The sequence below is a fragment of the Agrobacterium sp. CG674 genome, assembly GCF_053521645.1.
This window is the reverse complement of record NZ_JBNWDZ010000009.1, coordinates 14,823-33,955: the sequence shown is the minus strand read 5'-3', so window position 1 is coordinate 33,955 and position 19,133 is coordinate 14,823. Positions and strand designations below refer to the sequence as shown.

16 protein-coding genes and 1 pseudogene are annotated in these 19,133 nt (G+C 58.2%); 5 read left to right on the top strand and 12 right to left on the bottom strand.

Annotation, left to right across the window (positions count from 1 at the left end):
• Positions 1-40 precede the first annotated feature (40 nt).
• Together ACQZ51_RS20040 and ACQZ51_RS20035 are read left to right on the top strand one after the other, a co-directional pair.
• On the top strand, positions 41-307 hold the full coding sequence (locus tag ACQZ51_RS20040) for a WGR domain-containing protein (protein WP_448779915.1): 267 nt from the start codon (positions 41-43) through the stop codon (positions 305-307).
• 83 nt (positions 308-390) lie between these two features.
• A complete protein-coding gene (locus ACQZ51_RS20035) occupies positions 391-669 on the top strand; it encodes an HU family DNA-binding protein (RefSeq protein WP_192067993.1) in 279 nt (92 codons plus the stop codon).
• Positions 670-714: 45 nt separating this feature from the next.
• Here ACQZ51_RS20035 and ACQZ51_RS20030 read toward each other — a convergent pair whose 3' ends face one another.
• Complete coding sequence (locus ACQZ51_RS20030; protein WP_448780114.1) at positions 715-1,023, bottom strand: DUF736 domain-containing protein; 309 nt, start codon at positions 1,021-1,023, stop codon at positions 715-717.
• Between the two features lie 824 nt (positions 1,024-1,847).
• Here ACQZ51_RS20030 and ACQZ51_RS20025 point away from each other — a divergent pair.
• Positions 1,848-2,031: pseudogene (locus ACQZ51_RS20025) on the top strand (cold-shock protein).
• Positions 2,032-2,106: 75 nt separating this feature from the next.
• On the opposite strand, the gene ACQZ51_RS20020 reads toward ACQZ51_RS20025, so the two are convergent.
• The 7 genes from ACQZ51_RS20020 to ACQZ51_RS19990 form a co-directional block, all read right to left on the bottom strand.
• Positions 2,107-5,370: an error-prone DNA polymerase gene (locus tag ACQZ51_RS20020; protein WP_448779913.1), complete on the bottom strand. Its 3,264-nt coding sequence runs from the start codon at positions 5,368-5,370 to the stop codon at positions 2,107-2,109.
• A complete protein-coding gene (locus tag ACQZ51_RS20015) occupies positions 5,367-6,878 on the bottom strand; it encodes a Y-family DNA polymerase (RefSeq protein ID WP_448779911.1) in 1,512 nt (503 codons plus the stop codon). Before ACQZ51_RS20015 ends, ACQZ51_RS20020 begins: the two co-directional genes overlap by 4 nt.
• A complete protein-coding gene (locus ACQZ51_RS20010) occupies positions 6,799-7,551 on the bottom strand; it encodes an ImuA family protein (RefSeq protein WP_448779909.1) in 753 nt (250 codons plus the stop codon). The genes ACQZ51_RS20015 and ACQZ51_RS20010 overlap by 80 nt, the downstream gene beginning before the upstream one ends.
• Before the next feature lie 1,094 nt (positions 7,552-8,645).
• The gene (locus ACQZ51_RS20005) at positions 8,646-9,419 is read right to left on the bottom strand and encodes an ABC transporter ATP-binding protein (RefSeq protein WP_448779907.1); all 774 of its coding nucleotides are present in this window, start codon (positions 9,417-9,419) and stop codon (positions 8,646-8,648) included.
• Positions 9,420-9,422: 3 nt separating this feature from the next.
• Positions 9,423-10,400 (bottom strand): ABC transporter substrate-binding protein, encoded by a 978-nt coding sequence (locus tag ACQZ51_RS20000; protein WP_448779905.1) that lies wholly within the window; start codon positions 10,398-10,400, stop codon positions 9,423-9,425.
• Between the two features lie 48 nt (positions 10,401-10,448).
• A complete protein-coding gene (locus ACQZ51_RS19995) occupies positions 10,449-11,288 on the bottom strand; it encodes an ABC transporter permease (protein WP_448779903.1) in 840 nt (279 codons plus the stop codon).
• A gap of 8 nt (positions 11,289-11,296) precedes the next feature.
• Positions 11,297-12,649, bottom strand: a complete 1,353-nt coding sequence (locus tag ACQZ51_RS19990) for an LLM class flavin-dependent oxidoreductase (RefSeq protein ID WP_448779901.1) — start codon at positions 12,647-12,649, stop codon at positions 11,297-11,299.
• A 265-nt stretch (positions 12,650-12,914) separates the two neighbouring features.
• Here ACQZ51_RS19990 and ACQZ51_RS19985 point away from each other — a divergent pair, with 265 nt between their 5' ends.
• On the top strand, positions 12,915-13,361 hold the full coding sequence (locus tag ACQZ51_RS19985; protein WP_448779899.1) for an Rrf2 family transcriptional regulator: 447 nt from the start codon (positions 12,915-12,917) through the stop codon (positions 13,359-13,361).
• Here ACQZ51_RS19985 and ACQZ51_RS19980 read toward each other — a convergent pair.
• On the bottom strand, positions 13,337-14,215 hold the full coding sequence (locus ACQZ51_RS19980; protein ID WP_448779897.1) for a hypothetical protein: 879 nt from the start codon (positions 14,213-14,215) through the stop codon (positions 13,337-13,339). The genes ACQZ51_RS19985 and ACQZ51_RS19980 overlap by 25 nt on opposite strands.
• A gap of 27 nt (positions 14,216-14,242) precedes the next feature.
• Positions 14,243-14,782 (bottom strand): flavin reductase family protein, encoded by a 540-nt coding sequence (locus ACQZ51_RS19975; protein ID WP_448779895.1) that lies wholly within the window; start codon positions 14,780-14,782, stop codon positions 14,243-14,245.
• Positions 14,783-14,921: 139 nt separating this feature from the next.
• On the opposite strand from ACQZ51_RS19975, the gene ACQZ51_RS19970 reads away from it, so the two are divergent.
• Positions 14,922-16,382 carry an FAD/NAD(P)-binding protein gene (locus ACQZ51_RS19970; RefSeq protein ID WP_448779893.1) on the top strand — a complete coding sequence of 487 codons (1,461 nt, stop codon included), beginning with the start codon at positions 14,922-14,924 and terminating at the stop codon, positions 16,380-16,382.
• A gap of 100 nt (positions 16,383-16,482) precedes the next feature.
• Here the strand turns inward: ACQZ51_RS19970 and ACQZ51_RS19965 are convergent, their stop codons facing one another.
• A complete protein-coding gene (locus ACQZ51_RS19965; RefSeq protein ID WP_448779891.1) occupies positions 16,483-17,778 on the bottom strand; it encodes an LLM class flavin-dependent oxidoreductase in 1,296 nt (431 codons plus the stop codon).
• A 14-nt stretch (positions 17,779-17,792) separates the two neighbouring features.
• The gene (locus ACQZ51_RS19960; protein WP_448779889.1) at positions 17,793-19,133 is read right to left on the bottom strand and encodes an MmgE/PrpD family protein; all 1,341 of its coding nucleotides are present in this window, start codon (positions 19,131-19,133) and stop codon (positions 17,793-17,795) included.

The window sequence follows — 19,133 nt, the reverse complement described above, 5'->3', positions numbered from 1 at the left end:
CTCATTGGACGGCGGAATCGGAACGCGCGATTCTGCTCTTATGATCACACAGCCCTACCACCTCTATGTCGAACGTATCGTGCCGGAGAAGAACATGGCGCGGTTCTACGCACTTGCCGTTCAGCCGACATTGTTTGGCGAAGTGTCGCTTGTGCGCGCCTGGGGGCGGATCGGAACGCGCGGGCAACAGATGGAACACCTGTTTGACAATGAGAGCCAGGCCATCAACCTGTTCCTCGACGTGCTTCGCGAGAAGCGCAAACGGGGTTATCGGCCGAAACCACCTGTGGACATCCAGCGGATCTAACCATCATCCCTATCGTGGCCAATGACAATTCGATCATAAGCTGGCACGGATTTTGTCTTTGACAACAAGATGCGAGGAATCCCATGACCACCACCAATGAAATCGCCGACAAGATCGCCACCGACAACGGCCTGACGAAGGTTCAGGCCAAAGGCATTGTCGAGGCCGTGTTCCAGGCCATCGCCGATGCCGCAGCCTCCGACGCCGAAACCTCGATCCCCGGCTTCGGAAAATTCAAGGTGAAGGCATCGCCTGAGCGCGAGGGTCGCAATCCTGCAACGGGAGAGAAGATGACGGTTGCCGCTTCGAAGAAGCTGACCTTCGCGCCTGCCAAGGCGCTCAAGGATGCACTGAACAAGTGATCCCTGACGTGGAGAGCCCCACCTTGGCAGGCGGGGCATCCAGTATCAGTCCCGGTTCGACCGGGACCAGATAAGGGAGAGGCCTTCTTCGCCTTCGACCTCGATCAGCGTTGCGTAGATCGGAGCCGGTAAGCTCGGGTCGTCGAGCTTGACGGAGAGGTAATCGCGACCTTCGTTCGAGGTCTTCTTCCAGGCTGCGCCGAATTCCGTGGCTCCCGCGAGGATGCGGTAGTCCGGGCCCTTTTCGGAAGTGCGCTCGACGGCGCGGATGGTTGCCTTGACGTTGACGTTGAGGGTCTTGATGGTGCCGGAGAAGCCGTTGCCGGAAGCGGTGAAAGAGCCGATGGTTGCCATTGTCATTTTCCTTTTCGGTTGTTCGGGCCGCGTCCATCGTGGCCTCGATGGCAGTCGATAGGACCGGGGACGATCGGGCTGCACCTGAAAGGCCGAAACGCAGTGGAGGACGGCCAAAGGAGAGGCTTTCTTGTTTCGCGAGGAATGGGCGTTTTAGCGCACAGGGGAAGAAAACGAGCCGGCCGTTGCGGATGCCGATCGAGCCGAGCAGCACGAGGGGGTCTTTGGTCAGACATGCCCCATCGAGACCGCAGTGGACGTGCCAGCTGGCAGATCAGGGCGTACGACTATGCGTCATCTGCGCGTGATCGAAGTGAAATGAATCGCTGAGCGCCCAACCGGCCTGATCGAGAGCAAAAGTCAAAAGCCACGCTTACTGACAAGAAATCTGCACACAGAACTGAAACCCATTCTTCCAGGGGGCCCCGAATGCTCGCTGAATGAAGGACGAGTTGATGGCATGCTTTCCGAACTCGATGATATCTGCCGCGCTACCCAATGATGCCGCAGATCGCATCGAGCGCCAGCAATGTGGCGCCCGGTCTCTCTCAAATTTCGAAACTTTCGTCGATGGTATTGTACGTCATCTCGCGCAAACTCCCAGAAGCCATCAATCGTTGAGGATCTGCGCGGCAACATTCGCGCGCTTCCTGCCTGTATGTATCCCGTGGTGGAGACAATAACGCGCGACACTCGTGCCCAAGAGGAAGAAAATGCGCCAGGGCTTTATTAATGTGCTCAGCAGTAGCGCCGATGAGCGCCGGGGCTTGTTCGAAACGGTGGCGTCCGGGTCAAGTGACCGCAGGACATTAAAGGAAATTCCTATGCCTACCGGTACAGCTAAAATTTTAATGATAACAATGGCTTGGCATGACTATACTTGGGAATGGTGGAACGGACGTGTTCGTTTACATATCTGCCTCGCAACAGGGTGGGCCGCTGAGAGTATGTGACAAGGTCACTTTCGAAGTTGGCCAGGACCGAAAAATCGAAGGCAAAGAAAGTTAGCGTGCTTTGACCTGCGGGCCGCGAGACCAGCCTGACAGCTAAATATCGTCAAGCCGGCGTCGCTCTTTCATGGATTTACTGAAAATTCCGGCTTTTCACCTTCAGCGTGTCGATGTGCAAATCCCGCACGAAGATGTCCCGCGCCTCAGGAACCGGTTTCTGTCTATCTCTAGAATCGCCACCACCCGCCGAGCCGTGAGCGAACTCGTCTCCACGTCCCGATGGTGCTTTAAACACGACATCCATGTCAGCGAGACCAGAGAGGTCCGCAGAAAGGTCGAATAGCTGCTGGGCGACCAGGTGCACGACCTCCCCTTCCCGCTGGATCCGTCCGTTGATGGCCATCATGCTTGATCCGAGTACAACCCGGCGCCGCTTCTCAAAGAGACTCGGCCAGACGACGACATTCGCAGGACCTGTCTCGTCCTCGATAGTGATGAACATCACGCCTTTCGCGCTTCCCGGCTTTTGTCGAACCAGAACGAGACCTGCGGTGTAGACCCACCGACCGTCACGCGCCGACATCGCGTCGTCACACGTCATCATGCTGCGCTTGGTCAAGCTCTCCCGTAGGAATGCCATTGGATGTTCGCGCAGTGTCAGGCCGACGTTTCCGTAGTCCGCTACAACGTTATGGCCTTCAGTCATCTGCCTGAGATCGACTTCAGGCTCCGCCTGCTCGGCGATCGATTTCTGCTCCCTGTCGGCGGCGGCTGCAAACAGCGGTAATGGCTCGTCGCGCAGCGCTTTGATCGACCATAGTGCATCGCGGCGTTCGAGTAGAAGGGATGGCCGGAAGGCGTCGGCCTCTGCAAGCTCGACCAGGGAAGCAGCAGGAACACCGGACCGACGCCACATATCATCGACTGAACTAAAACCATCATCCATGCGCGCGGCAACGATCCGGGCCGCGTCTGACGCTGCCAATCCCTTCACCAGCCGCATTCCCAAGCGCACGGCATGCCGACCGGTATCACTAATCGGCTCCAGCGTGCAGTCCCAGCGGGATCGGTTGATGCAGACAGGCCGGATCTCGACGGCGTGGACGCGGGCATCGCCAACGATCTGCGCTGGGGCATAGAAACCCATCGGCTGTGAATTCAGGAGTGCCGCGCAGAATACATCCGGAAAATGACACTTTATGTAATTCGAGGCATAGGCTATCAGCGCGAATGATGCAGCATGGGACTCAGGGAAACCATAGGATCCAAAGCCTTCGAGCTGCGAAAACGTCTTCTCGGCAAATTCAGCGGTATAGCCATTTCGCACCATGCCGGAGACCAGCTTCTCCTTAAACCTGCTGACACCGCCCGTAAATTTGAAAGTCGCCATGCTTTTTCGAAGTTGATCAGCCTCTCCCCCAGTAAAACCTGCACAGACCATGGCGACGCGCATGGCACTTTCCTGAAACAATGGCACGCCCAATGTTTTGCCCAGCACGGCTTCTAGTTCCGGTGTCGGATATTCGACCTTTTCCTTGCCCTCGCGACGGCGCAGATAGGGATGGACCATGTCTCCCTGGATAGGACCGGGGCGCACAATCGCTACCTGGACGACGAGATCATAAAATGTCCGAGGCTTCAGGCGCGGCAACATCGCCATCTGGGCTCTGGATTCAATCTGAAATGTGCCGAGGGTGTCGGCTTTGCGGATCATCGCGTAGGTTGCCGGATCCTCCTGGGTGATCTTTGCGAGATCCAGATCATCGTCCTTATGCTCACGGATCAGGTCGAATGCTTTGGACATGCAGGTCAGCATGCCCAGCGCCAGGACGTCGACCTTCATGAACTTGAGCGCCTCCACGTCATCCTTGTCCCATTCGATGATCTGTCGGTCTTCCATGGTGGCAGGCTCGATCGGAACGAGGTCATCGAGGCGGTCGTGGGTCAGCACGAACCCGCCGGGATGCTGGCCCAAATGACGTGGTGCGCCCATCAGTTGCTGTGCAAGCTGCAGCGTCAGTTTCAGCCTACGGTCATCCGGATTGAGGTTTAATTCCTTCACATTGCGGTCACTGACTTCTTCCGACCAGGACCACATGCCTGAAGACAACGCCTTGATCACATCCTCAGGCAGGCCAAGCACCTTGCCGACGTCGCGAATGGCACCCTTGGCACGGTAACGGCTGACGGTCGCACACAGTGCCGCCTTCTCGCGGGTATAGGTCTTGTAAATCCATTGAATGACCTCCTCTCGCCGTTCGTGCTCGAAATCGACATCGATATCCGGCGGTTCGTCACGCTCCTGGCTGATGAAGCGCTCGAACAAAAGGTCATTCGTTGAAGGGTCGATGCTGGTGACACCGAGAATATAACAGACGGCAGAGTTCGCAGCCGATCCTCGCCCCTGGCAGAGGATTCCCTGCGAGCGCGCGAACTGAACGATGGAAAACACCGTCAGAAAATACGGCGCATATTTCATCTTCTGGATCAGGTCGAGTTCATGCCGGACCGTAGCCAAAACCTCTGGCGGCATACCTTCCGGGTATCGGTCTGGTACACATTCCCAGACATAGTGTTCGAGAGACTCCTGTGCGGTCTTTCCTGGAACGATTGCTTCCTCAGGGTACTGATAGGTCAATTCCTCGAGTGAAAACTTGCACTGATCGACAATCTCCATCGTCCGCCGCAATGCTTCGGGATAGCGCGGAAACAGGCGTTCCATTTCTTCTGGCGGCTTGAGATATCTGTCGGCATGACGTTCGCGCTCGAAGCCGACGTCGTCGATGGTCGATTTGGTACGAATGCAAGTGACGATGTCCTGAAGCTGCCGCCGTCCGGGTTCATGAAACAGCACGTCGTTGGTGACGACGGTTTTGACCTTGTGGCGCGTGGCCATGTTGGAAAGATCGTGTAGCCGAAGCTGATCATTTGGTCTGCGGCGCAGGCAAAGGGAAACATAGGCGCGATTGCCGAACACCTCCGCCGTCTTCCTGAGCTGAAAGGCACATGTGTCGTCGGCGAGATCGGGTATGAGGATGCCGATCATGCCATCGGCGTAGGTCATCACGTCGTCCCAATGGAGGATGCAGTTGTTCTTGCCGCCTCGCCCCTTGCCGAGCGTGATCAGCCGGGTCAGACGTGAATAAGCGGCGCGGTCCGTCGGATAGACCAGGATCGACATGCCATCCTGTAAATCCAATCGGCAACCGACGACGAGCCTCAGACCTGTCGCGCGCGACGCTTCCAGTGCCCGGATGATGCCCGCAAGTGAATTGCGGTCGGTGACACCGATGGCATCGATGTCGAGGCTTTTGGCGGTCTCGAAGAGTTCGGTCGCGCTACTGGCACCGCGCAAAAACGAGAAATGGGTGGTGACCTGAAGCTCGGCGTATCTCATGCGAATATTCCCTGGACGAACCATTTGTGCGACCCGGTTTCGCTATCCACGCCGTCGCCTGCCCGAAAAACCCAGAGACGTTCGCCTGCTTCGTCCTCGATCATGAAATAGTCCCGCACTGCGGCCCACTCGGATGTTCGCTGCCACCACTCGCCGAATATCCGCTCCGGGCCATCGGCGCGTTTCACCTTGCGGCGCTTGCCACGCCATGTGACGGAAACGGGAGGGTGGTCGGGCATCAACGCGATAACCTCGACCAGTTCGGGACGAGCGAGCAGTCGCACCGGACGCGGCCAGTGATGGGACCAGGAAACGACAATGTCATCTGCAACAGGCGCAATACGCTGAACGCTGCGCTCGGGAACGTCGGAGGCAACGGGTGCAAGACGATAGACACGCTGTCCACGGTTGCCGAAGATGTCGATGAGCGGGGTGATGTCCGCGATCTCGTCTTCGACAAGCGAAGACGCCCTCTGTGTCTCTTCAAGCGGCTCGACCATGATGGCCGCAAGGGTAAGCTTCTCGATCCCGAAACCCGGATCAATCTTCTCGGTCCTGTCGCGAAACAACTTCGTCAACCATGAGACATCGCGGGCGGCCTTTGCTGTTCCTGCGCGCAGTGCCTGGGTCGTGTTGTCGACCTTATGAACAATAAGATCGACGCGGCGAACACCCAGGCCCTTTTTCTGGAGTTGATTGCAGAGTTCGGTGACCAGGCGACCAACATATTTGTCGATCGTTTCGGCTGCCCCGATCGGCTCCTGGAAAATGCGGCTGACTTCGATCCGTTCGGGCGTGCGAATGGGGTCTATGGGTTCGCCGATGCGGCCGAAGATCTGGTCGAGGCGGCGTGCGATTTCTGGTCCGAAGCGCAGTGTCAACGGTGCCCGCGGCGTCGCAGAAAGCTCACTAATGGTTCGAAAGCCGAGCGTTCTCAGATCGCCGGTCATCTTTTCAGGCAGACGCAGCAGGGAAATCGGCAATCGCTCGACCGCTTTTACGGTTTCGCCGCGCGGTACGATCACCGTCTCTCTGGTGATGGCACGTGCGCAGGCATGAGCGGCACCCCATGTATCGGCAATGGCGACACGGGCGGTCAGCCCCCTGCCCCGAAAGCGATTGGCAATCCCCGTCAACATGGCAAGCTCTCCGCCCCGGAGATGGTCGGCACCATCTGTGTCCATGACGATGCCATCTGGCGCATCGACTGCGACGATCGGAGAGTATTGGCTCAGTGCCCAGAAGGTAATGCGCTCCAGCGCGTCGGCGTCAGCCTTAGGATCGGCATCGATCATCATCAGCCCCTGAAACAAGGCCTGTGCCTTTGCTGCCTGCATGCCAACACGCAGGCCTGCCTTTTTCGCTGCAGCATCGGCTGCCGAAACCCAGCGTTTCGCTCCGGATTTAGCGATCACGGCGATGGCCTGTTCAGCCGGAATGCCGGGATCGGCTCGACGTATGCGATCCGTCGACAGATCCGGAAGGTAGATCGATACGACCCTGGTCATCACACGCTCCAACGATAAATTCGGCACATTCGCCAGCACGCGACCGCATTAGTTCCAGCAACCATCTTGCCCGCCCGACACCAGGCACGGGTAAGTCCTGCGACGGCAGCACACTCACCCTCCACCGGGTGGTCGACGCCGTCGGCTGCCCAAAATCATTGGCTTCCGTCTGTCGTCGCCACCTGCGGACAACAAGCGCCAGGCTTCCCTTTTTTTCCGCCGCAAGCTGAAGCCGCCGGCTCGCCAACATCGGCAGCCGCACGACCTCGCCGACGACAGCGCCTAGACCACCGAAGGACAGCGCCTCCTCCATAGAGGCGAGAACATCCTCCTCGCGATCGCTTTCCACGAAGATCACCCGGTTAGCGTTGAGACCTGCTTGCGCGAGTGCAGGAAAGAACAAATCTGGCCGTGTCAGACACCAGACGATCTTGCCTTTGGTGCGGGCGGCAACGCCTGCCACGAACAGGGCCGCTGCCGCGCCATCTACGGTTCCGGCGCCCCCGCCAGCGAATTCGTGAACCGCACCTCTGGTGAGACCGCCGCCTGGAAGCACCGCGTCGATCGCGCTCACCCCGAACGGAAGACATTCCGACTGCTTCGCGACCACGCCTTGCAGTAAGGAGATGCGATCACGCAGATCGGCTATGACATGCTCGCGCGCAGCAGCCATCGTTCACGCAATCCTTCCGGCTCGTGTGGTTTAGGGGAACGACTTCATGCCGCTTTCAATGTTGAAGTTCACGTTCTGTTCCTGCGCGCAATAAGAGTCAAGAGGCGCCAAATTAGGAACGCAGTCCTCTATCTTTAGCAATTCGAGAGATTCGCAAATTGAATCAGTGAGTAAGATTTGGACTCGCGCCTGGTGACAGGAGCAAAATAATTTTCCTGTGCTGACGATCAGATGCATTTAAGAGGACATTCAAGCTGGGCCTATCGGCAGGCGTCCTAATCCTGCACGTGATAAGCTCACTCGCGCCAAACTGATCAAGGATTTAATAGCCGCACGCCGGGCAGTTCGCCACGCATCAGCCAGCTCGCCAGAAATTTTCGAAGCGCGAAAGAGAGTAGACGCCACCAAGGTCGCCCTTGGAGCACGCGGTCCGGCTTGGTGGGATGACTGGGCGGCAGATTTCAACCGGCACCTCGCCAAGAATACTCCATACGCAGCCTCGTTCGAAAAATTCAAAAGGGCCTGAGGTGGCAACCCCTGTCAAAGTCGATCAGCGATCTTGATGATAAGCTTGCCGACTTTCTCCGTCAAAAGGCATGATAACGGCAAAGTCGGGCTTATCGACGAAGCCGTAAATTGCGGAACTGCCATCGCTCCGTCGGATGCCGTCTTCCCTGACCTTCATCCACCTATTTTCATAAACGACCCTGCAGTTGATCCTTTCTATATCTGGCTTCGTGTCACTCATCGTTTACCTTGCAGATATTTTAAAGAATTACAGACCACATGACCGGCCTTCCCCTTTTTATTGCAAGGGAGGGGCGGTGTTCGCAAACAACTCCAGACAAATCTGCGACATCCAAGGTCTTGAACCAATTCGAACCGTCGGCTCAGTTTCCCTTGGTGAAGGATTGCAAGGCGACCAAAGACTTAGCCGGTCGAGAGCGGTTACTTTGGGGCGGCAAGCGAAGTTCTGGTTATAGGCGCCGTGTAGGAATAGCCGCCACAATGTGGAGGCTCGCTTCGCATACCGCGAGCCAAATCAAGGAAAGCGCAGTCGGCGCTGCGCATAACTCTTTTGCTGCTACCCCAGTTCAATGCAATCCAAACAACCCGAGCAGTTCCTCCCGCTGTCGCACGAAACTTGAAGCGCTACGATCGCGAGGCCGGGGCAAATCAATGTTGATCAGCAGAGGTTCACCGCCCTTTTCTCGCGGAAGGATCAGAATGCGGTCGGCAAGGAAAATAGCTTCTTCGAGATCGTGGGTCACGAGCACCGTCGTCACGTCCTCCTCCTTCCAGATCCGCGCCAGTTCTTGCTGCATGCTGATCTTGGTCATGGCATCAAGCGCACCCAGTGGTTCGTCGAGCAGTAGTATCTCCGGCTGGACGGCGAGAGCCCGAGCGATGCCGACCCTTTGCGCCATTCCGCCTGAGAGTTGACGCGGATAGGCGGTTTCGAAGCCCTTCAGCCCGACCAGGTCGACATAGCGCTGGGAGACAAAGCGCGATTCCTCGCGGGAAACGCCCCTGGTTTCCAAGCCAAAGGCGATGTTGTCGATAACCGTCAGCCACGGGAGAAGACGGGGCTCTTGGAAGATGACGGCCCGCTCGGTTCCGACGCCGCGGACGCGGCGACCATCGATCAGTACGTCGCCGCTGTCAGCCTCCTCAAGCCCCGCGAGAATGCGCAGGAGCGTCGTCTTGCCGGAGCCGCTGGCACCGACGATGGCGAGGCTTTCGCCGGAGCGGATGGTAAGGTTCAGGTCTTTCAGGATCGGCAGCGGCTGTCCGTTTAGGGTGAAGGTCTTGGAGAGGTGACGGATCGTCACCTCTCCACAGATGGTGTTGAACTGAGCGAGGGCCATGGATCAGTTGCTCGCAGTTTCGGAGGTGTAGAGAAGATCAATGGCCGAGAGCTGGCCTTGCTTCAATTTGCCCTCTCGGACCAGAACGTCGATCCAGAACTGCAGGTCACGCTCGACCGCCTTGCCGCCTTGACGCACACCATAACCACGGAAGTACTGAGCGATATCACCGTTCTCGCCGCGTTCGGCCAGAGCCTTGGCGAAGATTACCGTGGTTTCCTTAGGATGCTCGCGGGCATAGTCGAGAGCGCGCTCGGACTGTTCGACGAAGACCTTGGCGGCTTCCGGGTGCTTTTCGATGAAGTCCCGGCGCAGCACGACGAAGCCACCGGCGATTTCGCCGAGCACATCGGTATCGTCGAAGATCGCACGTAGACCGCCCTTCTGCTTCGCCACGCCTTCAAAGGTCGTCTGCCAGTAACCGAAGGCCGAGATGTCGACCTGCCCCGAACGGAGGACCTGTTCAAGCTGCGGCCCCGGAACGACGATTTGGTTGGCGGCATCCGTCGGCAAACCGACGGAGTGCAAGGCTTCCCGGATCGTGTAGTCGAGATGGGCACCGAGCGTGTTCACTGCAATGCTTTTTCCGGCAATGTCCTTGATGTCGCGAATGGGACTGTCTTCCAGCACGTAAAAGATCGACTGCACTTCATCGTTGATGCCATTCGACGGATAGGCAGCGACAAAATCGTTGCCGCCGATGATTGAGTTCAAGACGGCAGAGGTGGCGGCACTGCCGATTTCGACATCGCCCGAGGCGAGCGCAATGAGCGATGCCGGGCCACCCGTGGCGTAACCGACATTCTCGATGGTGATGCCGGTGCCATCGAAATAGCCGAGTTCGGCGGCGAGTTCATGCGCCGACAAGCCGCCTTGGCTGGCGAGATAGCGAAACTTTACCTCTTCTGCGGCGAAGGCTGAGCCTGAGAGGGCGAAGGTGATTGCAGCGGAGAGGAGGAGCTTGCGGGAATGGAATGTCATGGGAAAATCCTTCGGATCACGAATTTTTGGATGAACTTTGGTACCTGGTTAGGCCCAGCGGCACAGATGCCGTTGCATAAGGACGAGAGCGGCATTGGCGGCGAGGCCGAGCAGCGCGAGAAGCAGGATCGCTGCGAACATAAGCGGGATCTGGAAATTATATTGGGCGTTCATCACCTGGAAGCCGATGCCCTTGTTGGCACCGATCATCTCGGCGGCGATGAGGAGCAGCAGTGCCGTCGTCGCGGAAAGACGCAGGCCGACGAAAATCGCGGGGACCGAGGCCGGCAGAACCACGCGGCGGAATATCTGTAGCGATCCGGCACCGTAGGTGCGGGCCATCTCGATAAGTTTCTGATCCACCTCCTTCACGCCGCCAATCGTCGACAACAGGACCGGGAAGAGCGTAGCCCAGAAGATGACGAATATTTTCGACGTTTCCCCGAGGCCTAGAAGCAGGATGAAAACGGGATAGAGGGCGAGCGCCGAGGTCTGGCGAAAGAACTGCAAGAGAGGATCGAGGGCTCGCTCAATGGCCCTCACCTGGCCCATGAACAGGCCAAGCGGGACGCCGAGCCCGACGGCAGCGACGAAGGCTATGCCTGATCGCTGTAAACTGATGGCTATATCGTCGACGAAGGCACCAGTTGCAATCGCGGTCCACAAGGCCCTGATGATCTGGTCCAACGGCGGAAAGACGGATGGGTTGACCCAGCCCAAGGTAGACGACGCCTGCCAGAGAACCAGGAAGGCAATCACAACTCCATAGCGCGCAAGGAAGGGTGTGATTGCCAACATCGCGTGGCTTAGCCAGCGTGGCGGGCGCGCCGCATCTGGGGCAGGGTCTAGGCCATAGGCCCTTCCGTGGCGGATATCTTCATAGGACATGGCGGACCTCACTCGGCTGCCTGCACGACCGAGCGGTCGGCTGCGTAGCGGTTGATTGGGAACGGCAAGCCGAGGTTTTCGCGGAGCGTTTGCCCCTCATAGGCGGTGCGGAACAGACCACGGCGCTGCAGCTCTGGGATGACGAGATCAACGAAGTCGTTAAGGCCCGTCGGCAGCCATGGCGGCAGGATGTTGAAGCCATCAGCCGCTTCGTTCTCGAACCATTCCTGCAGCGTGTCGGCGATCTGACCGGGGGTACCGACAATGGTGAAGTGACCGCGTGCCGAGGCGACCCATTGATAGAGCTGACGAATCGAGAAATTGTTCTCGTCGGCAATCTGGCGGATCAGCGCCTGGCGGCTCTTCATACCTTCCGTTGGCGGGGCGGGCGGCAGCGGCCCATCAAGATCGTAACCCTTCAGATCGAGCGTGCCACCTGTCAGGCCGTTGAGAAGACCAATACCGTCCTCTTCCAAGATGAGCGAGGTTAGGCGGTCATACTTCTCCCGCGCCTCAGCTTCAGTGCGACCGACAAAGGGCGAGACGCCGGGCATGACCAGAACGTGATCCGGATAGCGACCGAGGCCACGGGCCCGGTTCTTGATGTCGCGGTAGAATTCCTGGGCGGTCTCGATGTGCTGATGGGCGGTGAAGATCACTTCCGCTGTTGCTGCGGCAAGCCCCCGCCCGTCATCGGACTGGCCCGCCTGAACAATGACGGGATGCCCTTGGCGCGACCGGAAAACGTTCAGCGGGCCCTTCACACTGAAATACTCGCCCTTGTGAGCGGTATCATGTAGCTTCGCGGGATCAAAGAAGACGCCCGTTTGCTTGTCGCGAATGAACGCATCTTCTTCAAAACTGTCCCAGAGCTTCTTGACGACATCGACATGCTCGGCGGCCCGCTTGTAGCGGTCAGCGTGCGGTAGTTGTGTCTCGCGATTGAAGTTCTGCGCCGTGACGTCGCCTGTCGTTGTCACGACGTTCCAACCAGCCCGGCCGTCAGAGATGAGGTCGAGCGAGGCGAATTTGCGCGCAGTGTTATAAGGCTCCTCGTAGGTCGTCGAGGCTGTCGCTATGAAACCGAGATGGGTGGTGAACGGGGCGAGCGCCGAAAACAGCGTGACGGGCTCGAACCCGGCGACGCGTGCGTTGCCGCCTTCGCGCGCACCGCCGAACCCAATGGCAAGACCGTCGGCCAGGAAATAGGCGTCGAACAGACCCCTCTCGGCCGTCAGAGCCAATTGCTTATGAAACTCGAAGCTGACGGCGCCGTCGACCGGTTGATCCGGGTGCCTCCAAGAAGCGATATGCTGTCCACCACCTGGAAGAAATGCTCCTAGTCTGATCTTGCGTGTCATGGCTGGTCCTCTCTCAGTCGATGATCGAATATCAGCAGCCTATATTGTCTATCGTTTTTATGGAGAAATGAGATTTCGAAGATTGAGCCGGATCGCAAATGGATTTGCGGGCCAAGCGATCGATGCGAACAAGCCTGCCGCAGATTTCGAAACGGTGCGAAGAAGGGATATGGTCGCGACAATCAGGGCTTGAACAGATAATTTATAAAAACTATGTAATTTGGACAAATTCAATCGCGATGGCCATTGGCCGGATGTCTCAACAATGCTTACTAAAAAAGGCAAATATGGCCTGAAAGCGCTGGTCGACCTCGCCGGTCTGGAGCCAGGGCAGACAGCTTTCGTGACTGACATCGCCACGCGAAACAATATTTCAAAAAAATTCCTCGACACGATCTTGCTGGAACTGCGCAACAACGGCTTCCTGCGCTCGAAAAAAGGACCGAATGGCGGATATGCACTGTCCAAACCTGCCGACGAGATCATGATTGGTCAGGTCATCCGCGCCCTCGACGGGCCGCTTGCGCCGATCCGCTGCGCCAGTCGTACGGCATTCGAAGCCTGTGACGACTGCCGGGATCCCACCTCGTGCCAGATCCGTATTTCCATGACGCAGGTCCGGGATGCGATGGCCGCCGTTCTCGACACGATGACGCTGACGCAATTCGTGGCGTCAGGGCAGCCAGATCAGGATTTGATCGCTGGCGAATGATCTCCAGAACAGCGTAATAGCGCTGTGTCCAGCGCCTGGCAATATCGATCTATTTGTTCAAGGTCGATCGGCGGATCGTCCACTTGAATGACATCGATAAGGGATGCGGCCTTTTGGATCATCCCGTCCAAGAGTTCGACTTCAACTGCCATGGCGGGTTCCGGCGGATTTGTCCGCATCTGGGCTTTGACGTGTCCGCGTGTGTAAGCAGCCTTTAGAAATGCTGTCATCAGACGCGCGAGACAGTCTGTGTTTTCACCCAGTGAAAGAACGTGTTCCGGGTGAACGGTCAAACCCGATGATGAGTCTTCATTGCGCACCGACACGTGCTTATGGTCCAGAATAGCGACCACCGGCTCAGAACCGGCGCCAGATGCCCCTATGATTTGCCAGTCAACCGCGCTGTTCGCTGGAACCGATCCACCGTGCTCCAGAGCGAAAGCCAGACCCGACCGCACCAGTCTTGGTGGCACGGCGCCCTCGCGACGACTGCTAAGTTCGAAGACATCACCCAGCACGACGCGTGCGTAAATCGCTTTGCGCTGTTCTGTCGATCCGCTGGTCCGGATTATTTCCAGGGCGATAAGATGTCCGAGAAGCCGCTCGGCCAAGGTGGTGCTCCACGTCGCGATCCGGCTGACGGCCTCTGCAACGATCAGGTTCGAAATATCCGGACCCCCGAAGGTCGCCGGAATGGACATGGCGAGAAGCCCGCTTGCGGGGAGAACAGAGGACTGGTCCAAATTGCCGCTGGTCGCCAACGCTTCCAACCGATCGAGTGCGACCATGACATCACCCTCCCTTGTCAGGGCAGGCGGCACTGGTCGCAATCGATCAGAGGTCGTTACCATCATGCAGGCCATCCTTCACTCAGACTGATCTCACGTCAACTTGTGGTATTTACCATTCTGATACAGCAGTGAACTGCCACCACCGAGGCGTATCGACAGAACCCTTCCGATCAGGATGACATGGCTATGTCGCTCGATCGCCTCCTCGACCTCGCAATCGAGCGCGGCAACCGCACCTTCCAGGACTGGCGCTCCGCTGGCAAGCCTCGTCCATTCGGCGCCGACATAGCGCTCTGCCCCTCTCAAGCCCCCGACGCCCGCAAACCGGTTTGCTACGTCCTGATGATCGGCGCCAATCACATTGACCGCGAAATGTCTGTAACGCTCAACGACGGGCCAGGTGGAGGAGGATCTGTTGAGGGATACTAACATGCGCGGGGGATCGACGGACAATGCCGTTGCGGAGGTGACTGTCGCGCCTGTGCGTTCCGCGCCGTCACCTGCCGTGATCACACTGACGCCGCCGCCCAGCGTTCTCAAGGCCTCCTTCAAACCAGCCGCATCTGCCGGGCGATCCGACACTGAGCGCGTCCGGGGCTCCTGAAATTCACCTCCGGTAAAAATGTTCATCTGACCTCTCCGTGCACGCTTCATCTGAACCATGGGTAACAGCCGCGGAACCCAAGCAGTAGACAAGCGTTTTTAATCTCCATATATTTTATAGAAAATATGCCCAGATCTAACCCCGCGGACCGGAAGGAAGACTGCCATGTTGAAGATTAGGATGTCATCGCCAAGACTGCAGGCACAAACGACACGCCCGGCCTCTCGCGTCGTCATCATCGGCGGCGGATACACCGGTGCGATTATTGCCAAACTAATGGTCGAGCGCGGATTGCGCGACATTGAAGAGGTGACTGTTTTCGAGCCTCGCGAGCAGCTCGGTTGTGGCCTGGCCTATGATGTCCAGAACATCGATGTTCGCCTCAACGTCGCTGCGCACAGAATGCGCGCCATCCCCGGCTCGCCCACAGCCTTTCTCGACTGGCTGCAGACCAGCGGAACTCTGACTGTCGATCCCGAGGCCGTGACCCCGGAAGGCATCTTTGCCCGCCGCAGTGATTTCGGGCGCTTTATGCAGGCACAACTTGCGCCACATCTGGACAGCGGCGCGATCAGGCACCTTCGCCAAACCGTTCGGAGCGTTGATCGCCAGAACGAGCATTGGCGGATCACGGACTCCAGCGGCACCGCGATCTTGGCCGATATTCTGATCATCGCTACAGGGCATCCTCCTCTATCGAGACCGCCCGTGATCGACAATCTCGATCCTGTCACGGCGTCTCATATCGCCGATGTCTTCGCGCCGAACGTATTTGACGGCATCGGCAAATCCGACCCGATCCTGATTCTAGGTTCTGGGCTTACAGCCCTAGACGCACTCAGCCGCCTTGATGCCCTCGGCCACGACGGGGAGATCACGCTTCTTTCCCGCTCCGGCCTGATGCCAAGGCCGCATGCAGGCGGAGGCTTCTCGCCCTTTGGTGACTTTCGCAGCGCCGAGCTCACCTCCGCCAGAAAGCTGCTGGCAAAGGTGCGGGCGACGATCGCCGATGCGGAAATACAGGGTATTCCATGGCAATCCGTTTTCGATGCGCTACGACAGGATGCGCAGGAGTTATGGCAGGGTCTACCGATGCCCGAGCGGCAGAAGTTTCTGCGACGCCTTCGCCGCTGGTACGACGTCCACCGCTACCGAATGCCGCCACAGGCTACCCATGCTTTGGAAAAGAGCCTCGGCACAGGTCGCCTCACAGCAGAGCGCGGTACTCTCGCATCCATCACCCGAGATGGGCAAAGCCTTCTCGCGGCGATCGAAACCCGCGCCGGTATGACCAAGGTCCGCTGTCGCCACATCCTTATGGCTACGGGCCCGGATTTCCGAGACTATGCGGCCAACCAGAGGTTTCTGCTCTGCATGCACCGGGATGGCTTCATCCAGTCGGATCCTCTCGGTCTCGGCCTTGCCTGCGACACGGCAGGCCGCGCACTCACGGTAACCGGAACTCCAAACACCAGTATCTTTATCGGCGGCCCGCCCGCCCGCGCGGCGTACGGGGAGCTTACAGGCGTTCCTGAAATTGCTACCCAGTCTGCGAATATGGTGGACAGGATTATTCGCAGTTGCGCGCGAGAAACAAGGACGATGGTCATCTATCAATCGGGTTGAGTTGCAGGCCTCTGCCTTTGGTGAACGATTGTTTGTGCAAACGACAACACCGCGACAGCCAACGGCATCAGCACTGATGTCGGCGGCTGCGTCGTATTCGTTACAGCGGCGGGCGCGCCAGACCGAGATGATCGCGCAACGTTGATCCTTCGTATTCCGTGCGGAACAGGCCCCTTTCCTGAAGGATCGGGACGACCAGCTGCGTGAAATCCTCAAGCCCTTCCGGGAAGAAGGAAGGCATGACGTTGAAGCCATCGGCGGCGCGTCCGTCAAACCATTCCTGCATCCGGTCGGCAATTTCGACTGGTGTACCAAGGACGATATGATGACCGCGACCGGCGGCTACACGCAGAGCCAGCTGACGTATCGTCAGGCTTTCACGGCGTGCAAGAGCCGTCAGCAGTTCAGCTCGGCTGCGCAATTGGTCCGATATCGGCAGATCCGGCAACGGACCATCGGGATCGTAGTCGGTAAGGCTGTGGCCAATGCGCTCTTCGAGAAGCGGCATAGCGCTTTTCAGCTCGGTCCACTGGTCGAGCTCGGCAAGTTTTTCCGCCGCTTCCTTGGAGGTGCGCCCGACCACCGGCAAGAAGCCGGGCATGACGGCAACATCATCAGGCTTGCGACCAAACTTCTCGACGCGGGATTTCAGGCTTTTGTAGAATGCCTGCGCTTCGGCGAGGCTCTGCTGAGCCGTAAACACCACGTCAGCCGTGCGGGCGGCGAGATCCTGTCCGGGGCCTGATGACCCGGCCTGAATGAGGATCGGATGGCCCTGTGGAGAACGGGGAATGTTGAGCGGACCTTTGACCGAGTAATATTTACCCGCGTGGTCAAGCATGTGCACCTTGTTTGGGTCGGCATAGACGCCGTTCTGCTTGTCCTTGATAAAGGCGTCATCATCCCAGCTGTCCCACAGTCCGCGAACGACATCGACGAATTCTTCGGCCACCGCGTAACGTTCGTCATGTTCGGGATGCGATTTCGAAAAATTGTTCGCCGTGCGGGCATAGGATGTCGTCACGATGTTCCATGCGGCACGACCGTGGCTCAGATGGTCGATTGAAGAGAAGGAACGCGCTGTGTGGTATGGCTCGCCATAGGTGGTCGAGGACGTCGCGGCCAGACCGATCTTCTCGGTGACAAGCGCAAGTGCGGCAAGCAATGTCAGCGGTTCGAAGCGCGCAATTGTCGACGGATGCGCATCCACACCGCTGGTCAGGCCGTCCGCCAGGAAAACCATATCGAACTTCGCCTGCTCGGCCATTTGCGAAACGCGGCGCAGCAGATCGAAGTTTTCGCTGCCTGCTTCCGCATTCGGGTGACGCCATCCAGAAACGTGGTGGCCCGCACCCTGAAGAAAAAGACCCAGATGAATTTGTCTCTTGGCACTCATGGTAAAATCTCTCGTCAAACGAAGTTCTGATTGAGCAGCGCAAGAAGCCGGGCAAAATCTGCCTCACTCCTCATGCTGCGGACAAGGTCGGGAATATCTGCAAAAATCGGTTTGCCCGCAGTTGTGTCCTGGAATTTTTGCGTTGGATCGGTCATACCCGGCAGGCCATTGAAACGGCGCTGGATGGTGCTGCCATCTTTGAGCGCAATATCCAGCACGACAAAACGCGTGGTCGGATCACTCGTCATCCGTGGTGCCGTTTCATCATGCTGGCGGAAGGCAAGGCTGGCGAGCGCCATGATGCGGCTCTCGACCGGACGTTCATCGAAATGGTCAAGCCGCAATGCGCCATCGAGCAATGCTGCGGAAAACACATATTCCGGGCTGAACCGCGCTTCGATGCCGTTGCCCGGCTTTGTCACGACCAAAGCGGCATCCGCACCGGGCGGATAGGTGAAGGTGATCCTGTCAATCTGCTCGGCTTTTAGCCCTTCACCGTGAAGTTCGATGCCGAGTGACGCCACAGGGTGGCTGGCCGTGCAGCAGGGATAGGCCTTGAGCGTCAGGCCGGGCGACAGGATCTGCCACGGCTCACCCCAGTTTTTGCTCGTCAGTTCTGGCTGTCCTGCGCCAAACGCATAGGCGGCGTAGAAGCTGACTGGATTATCCAGAAAATCTGGCGCGCCACCGAAGCCTGCGGCAGCCAATCGAGCGGCGAGAAGGCCAGACCGTGCGGCCATGCCTGCATGATAAGGCTTTGCATCAAACCCGAACTGCAACCGCAGCCCGGCGGCCTGTGTTGCGGCTAGGCCAAGCGAAATGGCTGTCTCTTCCACCGTAGCGCCGCTCAGGTGGCAGATCGCGGCTGCGACACCAACGGGGCCGAGCGTTGCGGTGGCGTGAAATCCGGTTTCGTAATGCTTGGAGCCTACAGAAAGCCCCAGCCGCGCCATGGCTTCCAGCCCCACGGTGTAAGACGCGATGAAAGCATCTGCGCTGAAGGTCCGTTCAGCGGCCAGCGCCAGCAGTGCTGGCACAATCACTGTTGTTGGGTGCCCTCGCACGCTTGCATGAACATCGTCATAGTCCAGCACATGGCCCGCATAGGCATTCAACACTGCCGCGACCAACGGATCTGTTTGTCTGGCTCGACCGACCAGAATTGCCTTTCCCGGCAAATCGGCGCCGATGACATCACCAAGAACACCCGCCGTGCGGTCATTGGCTCCGGCAATCATGCAGGCCAGAAAATCTGTTATCGCCGTGCGCGCCGCACCCATTGCGGCGTGATCCCCGCTTGGATCGGATTGGACGATTGCCTTGGCAAAAGCAGTCGTGACTTTGGCATTTTCCAT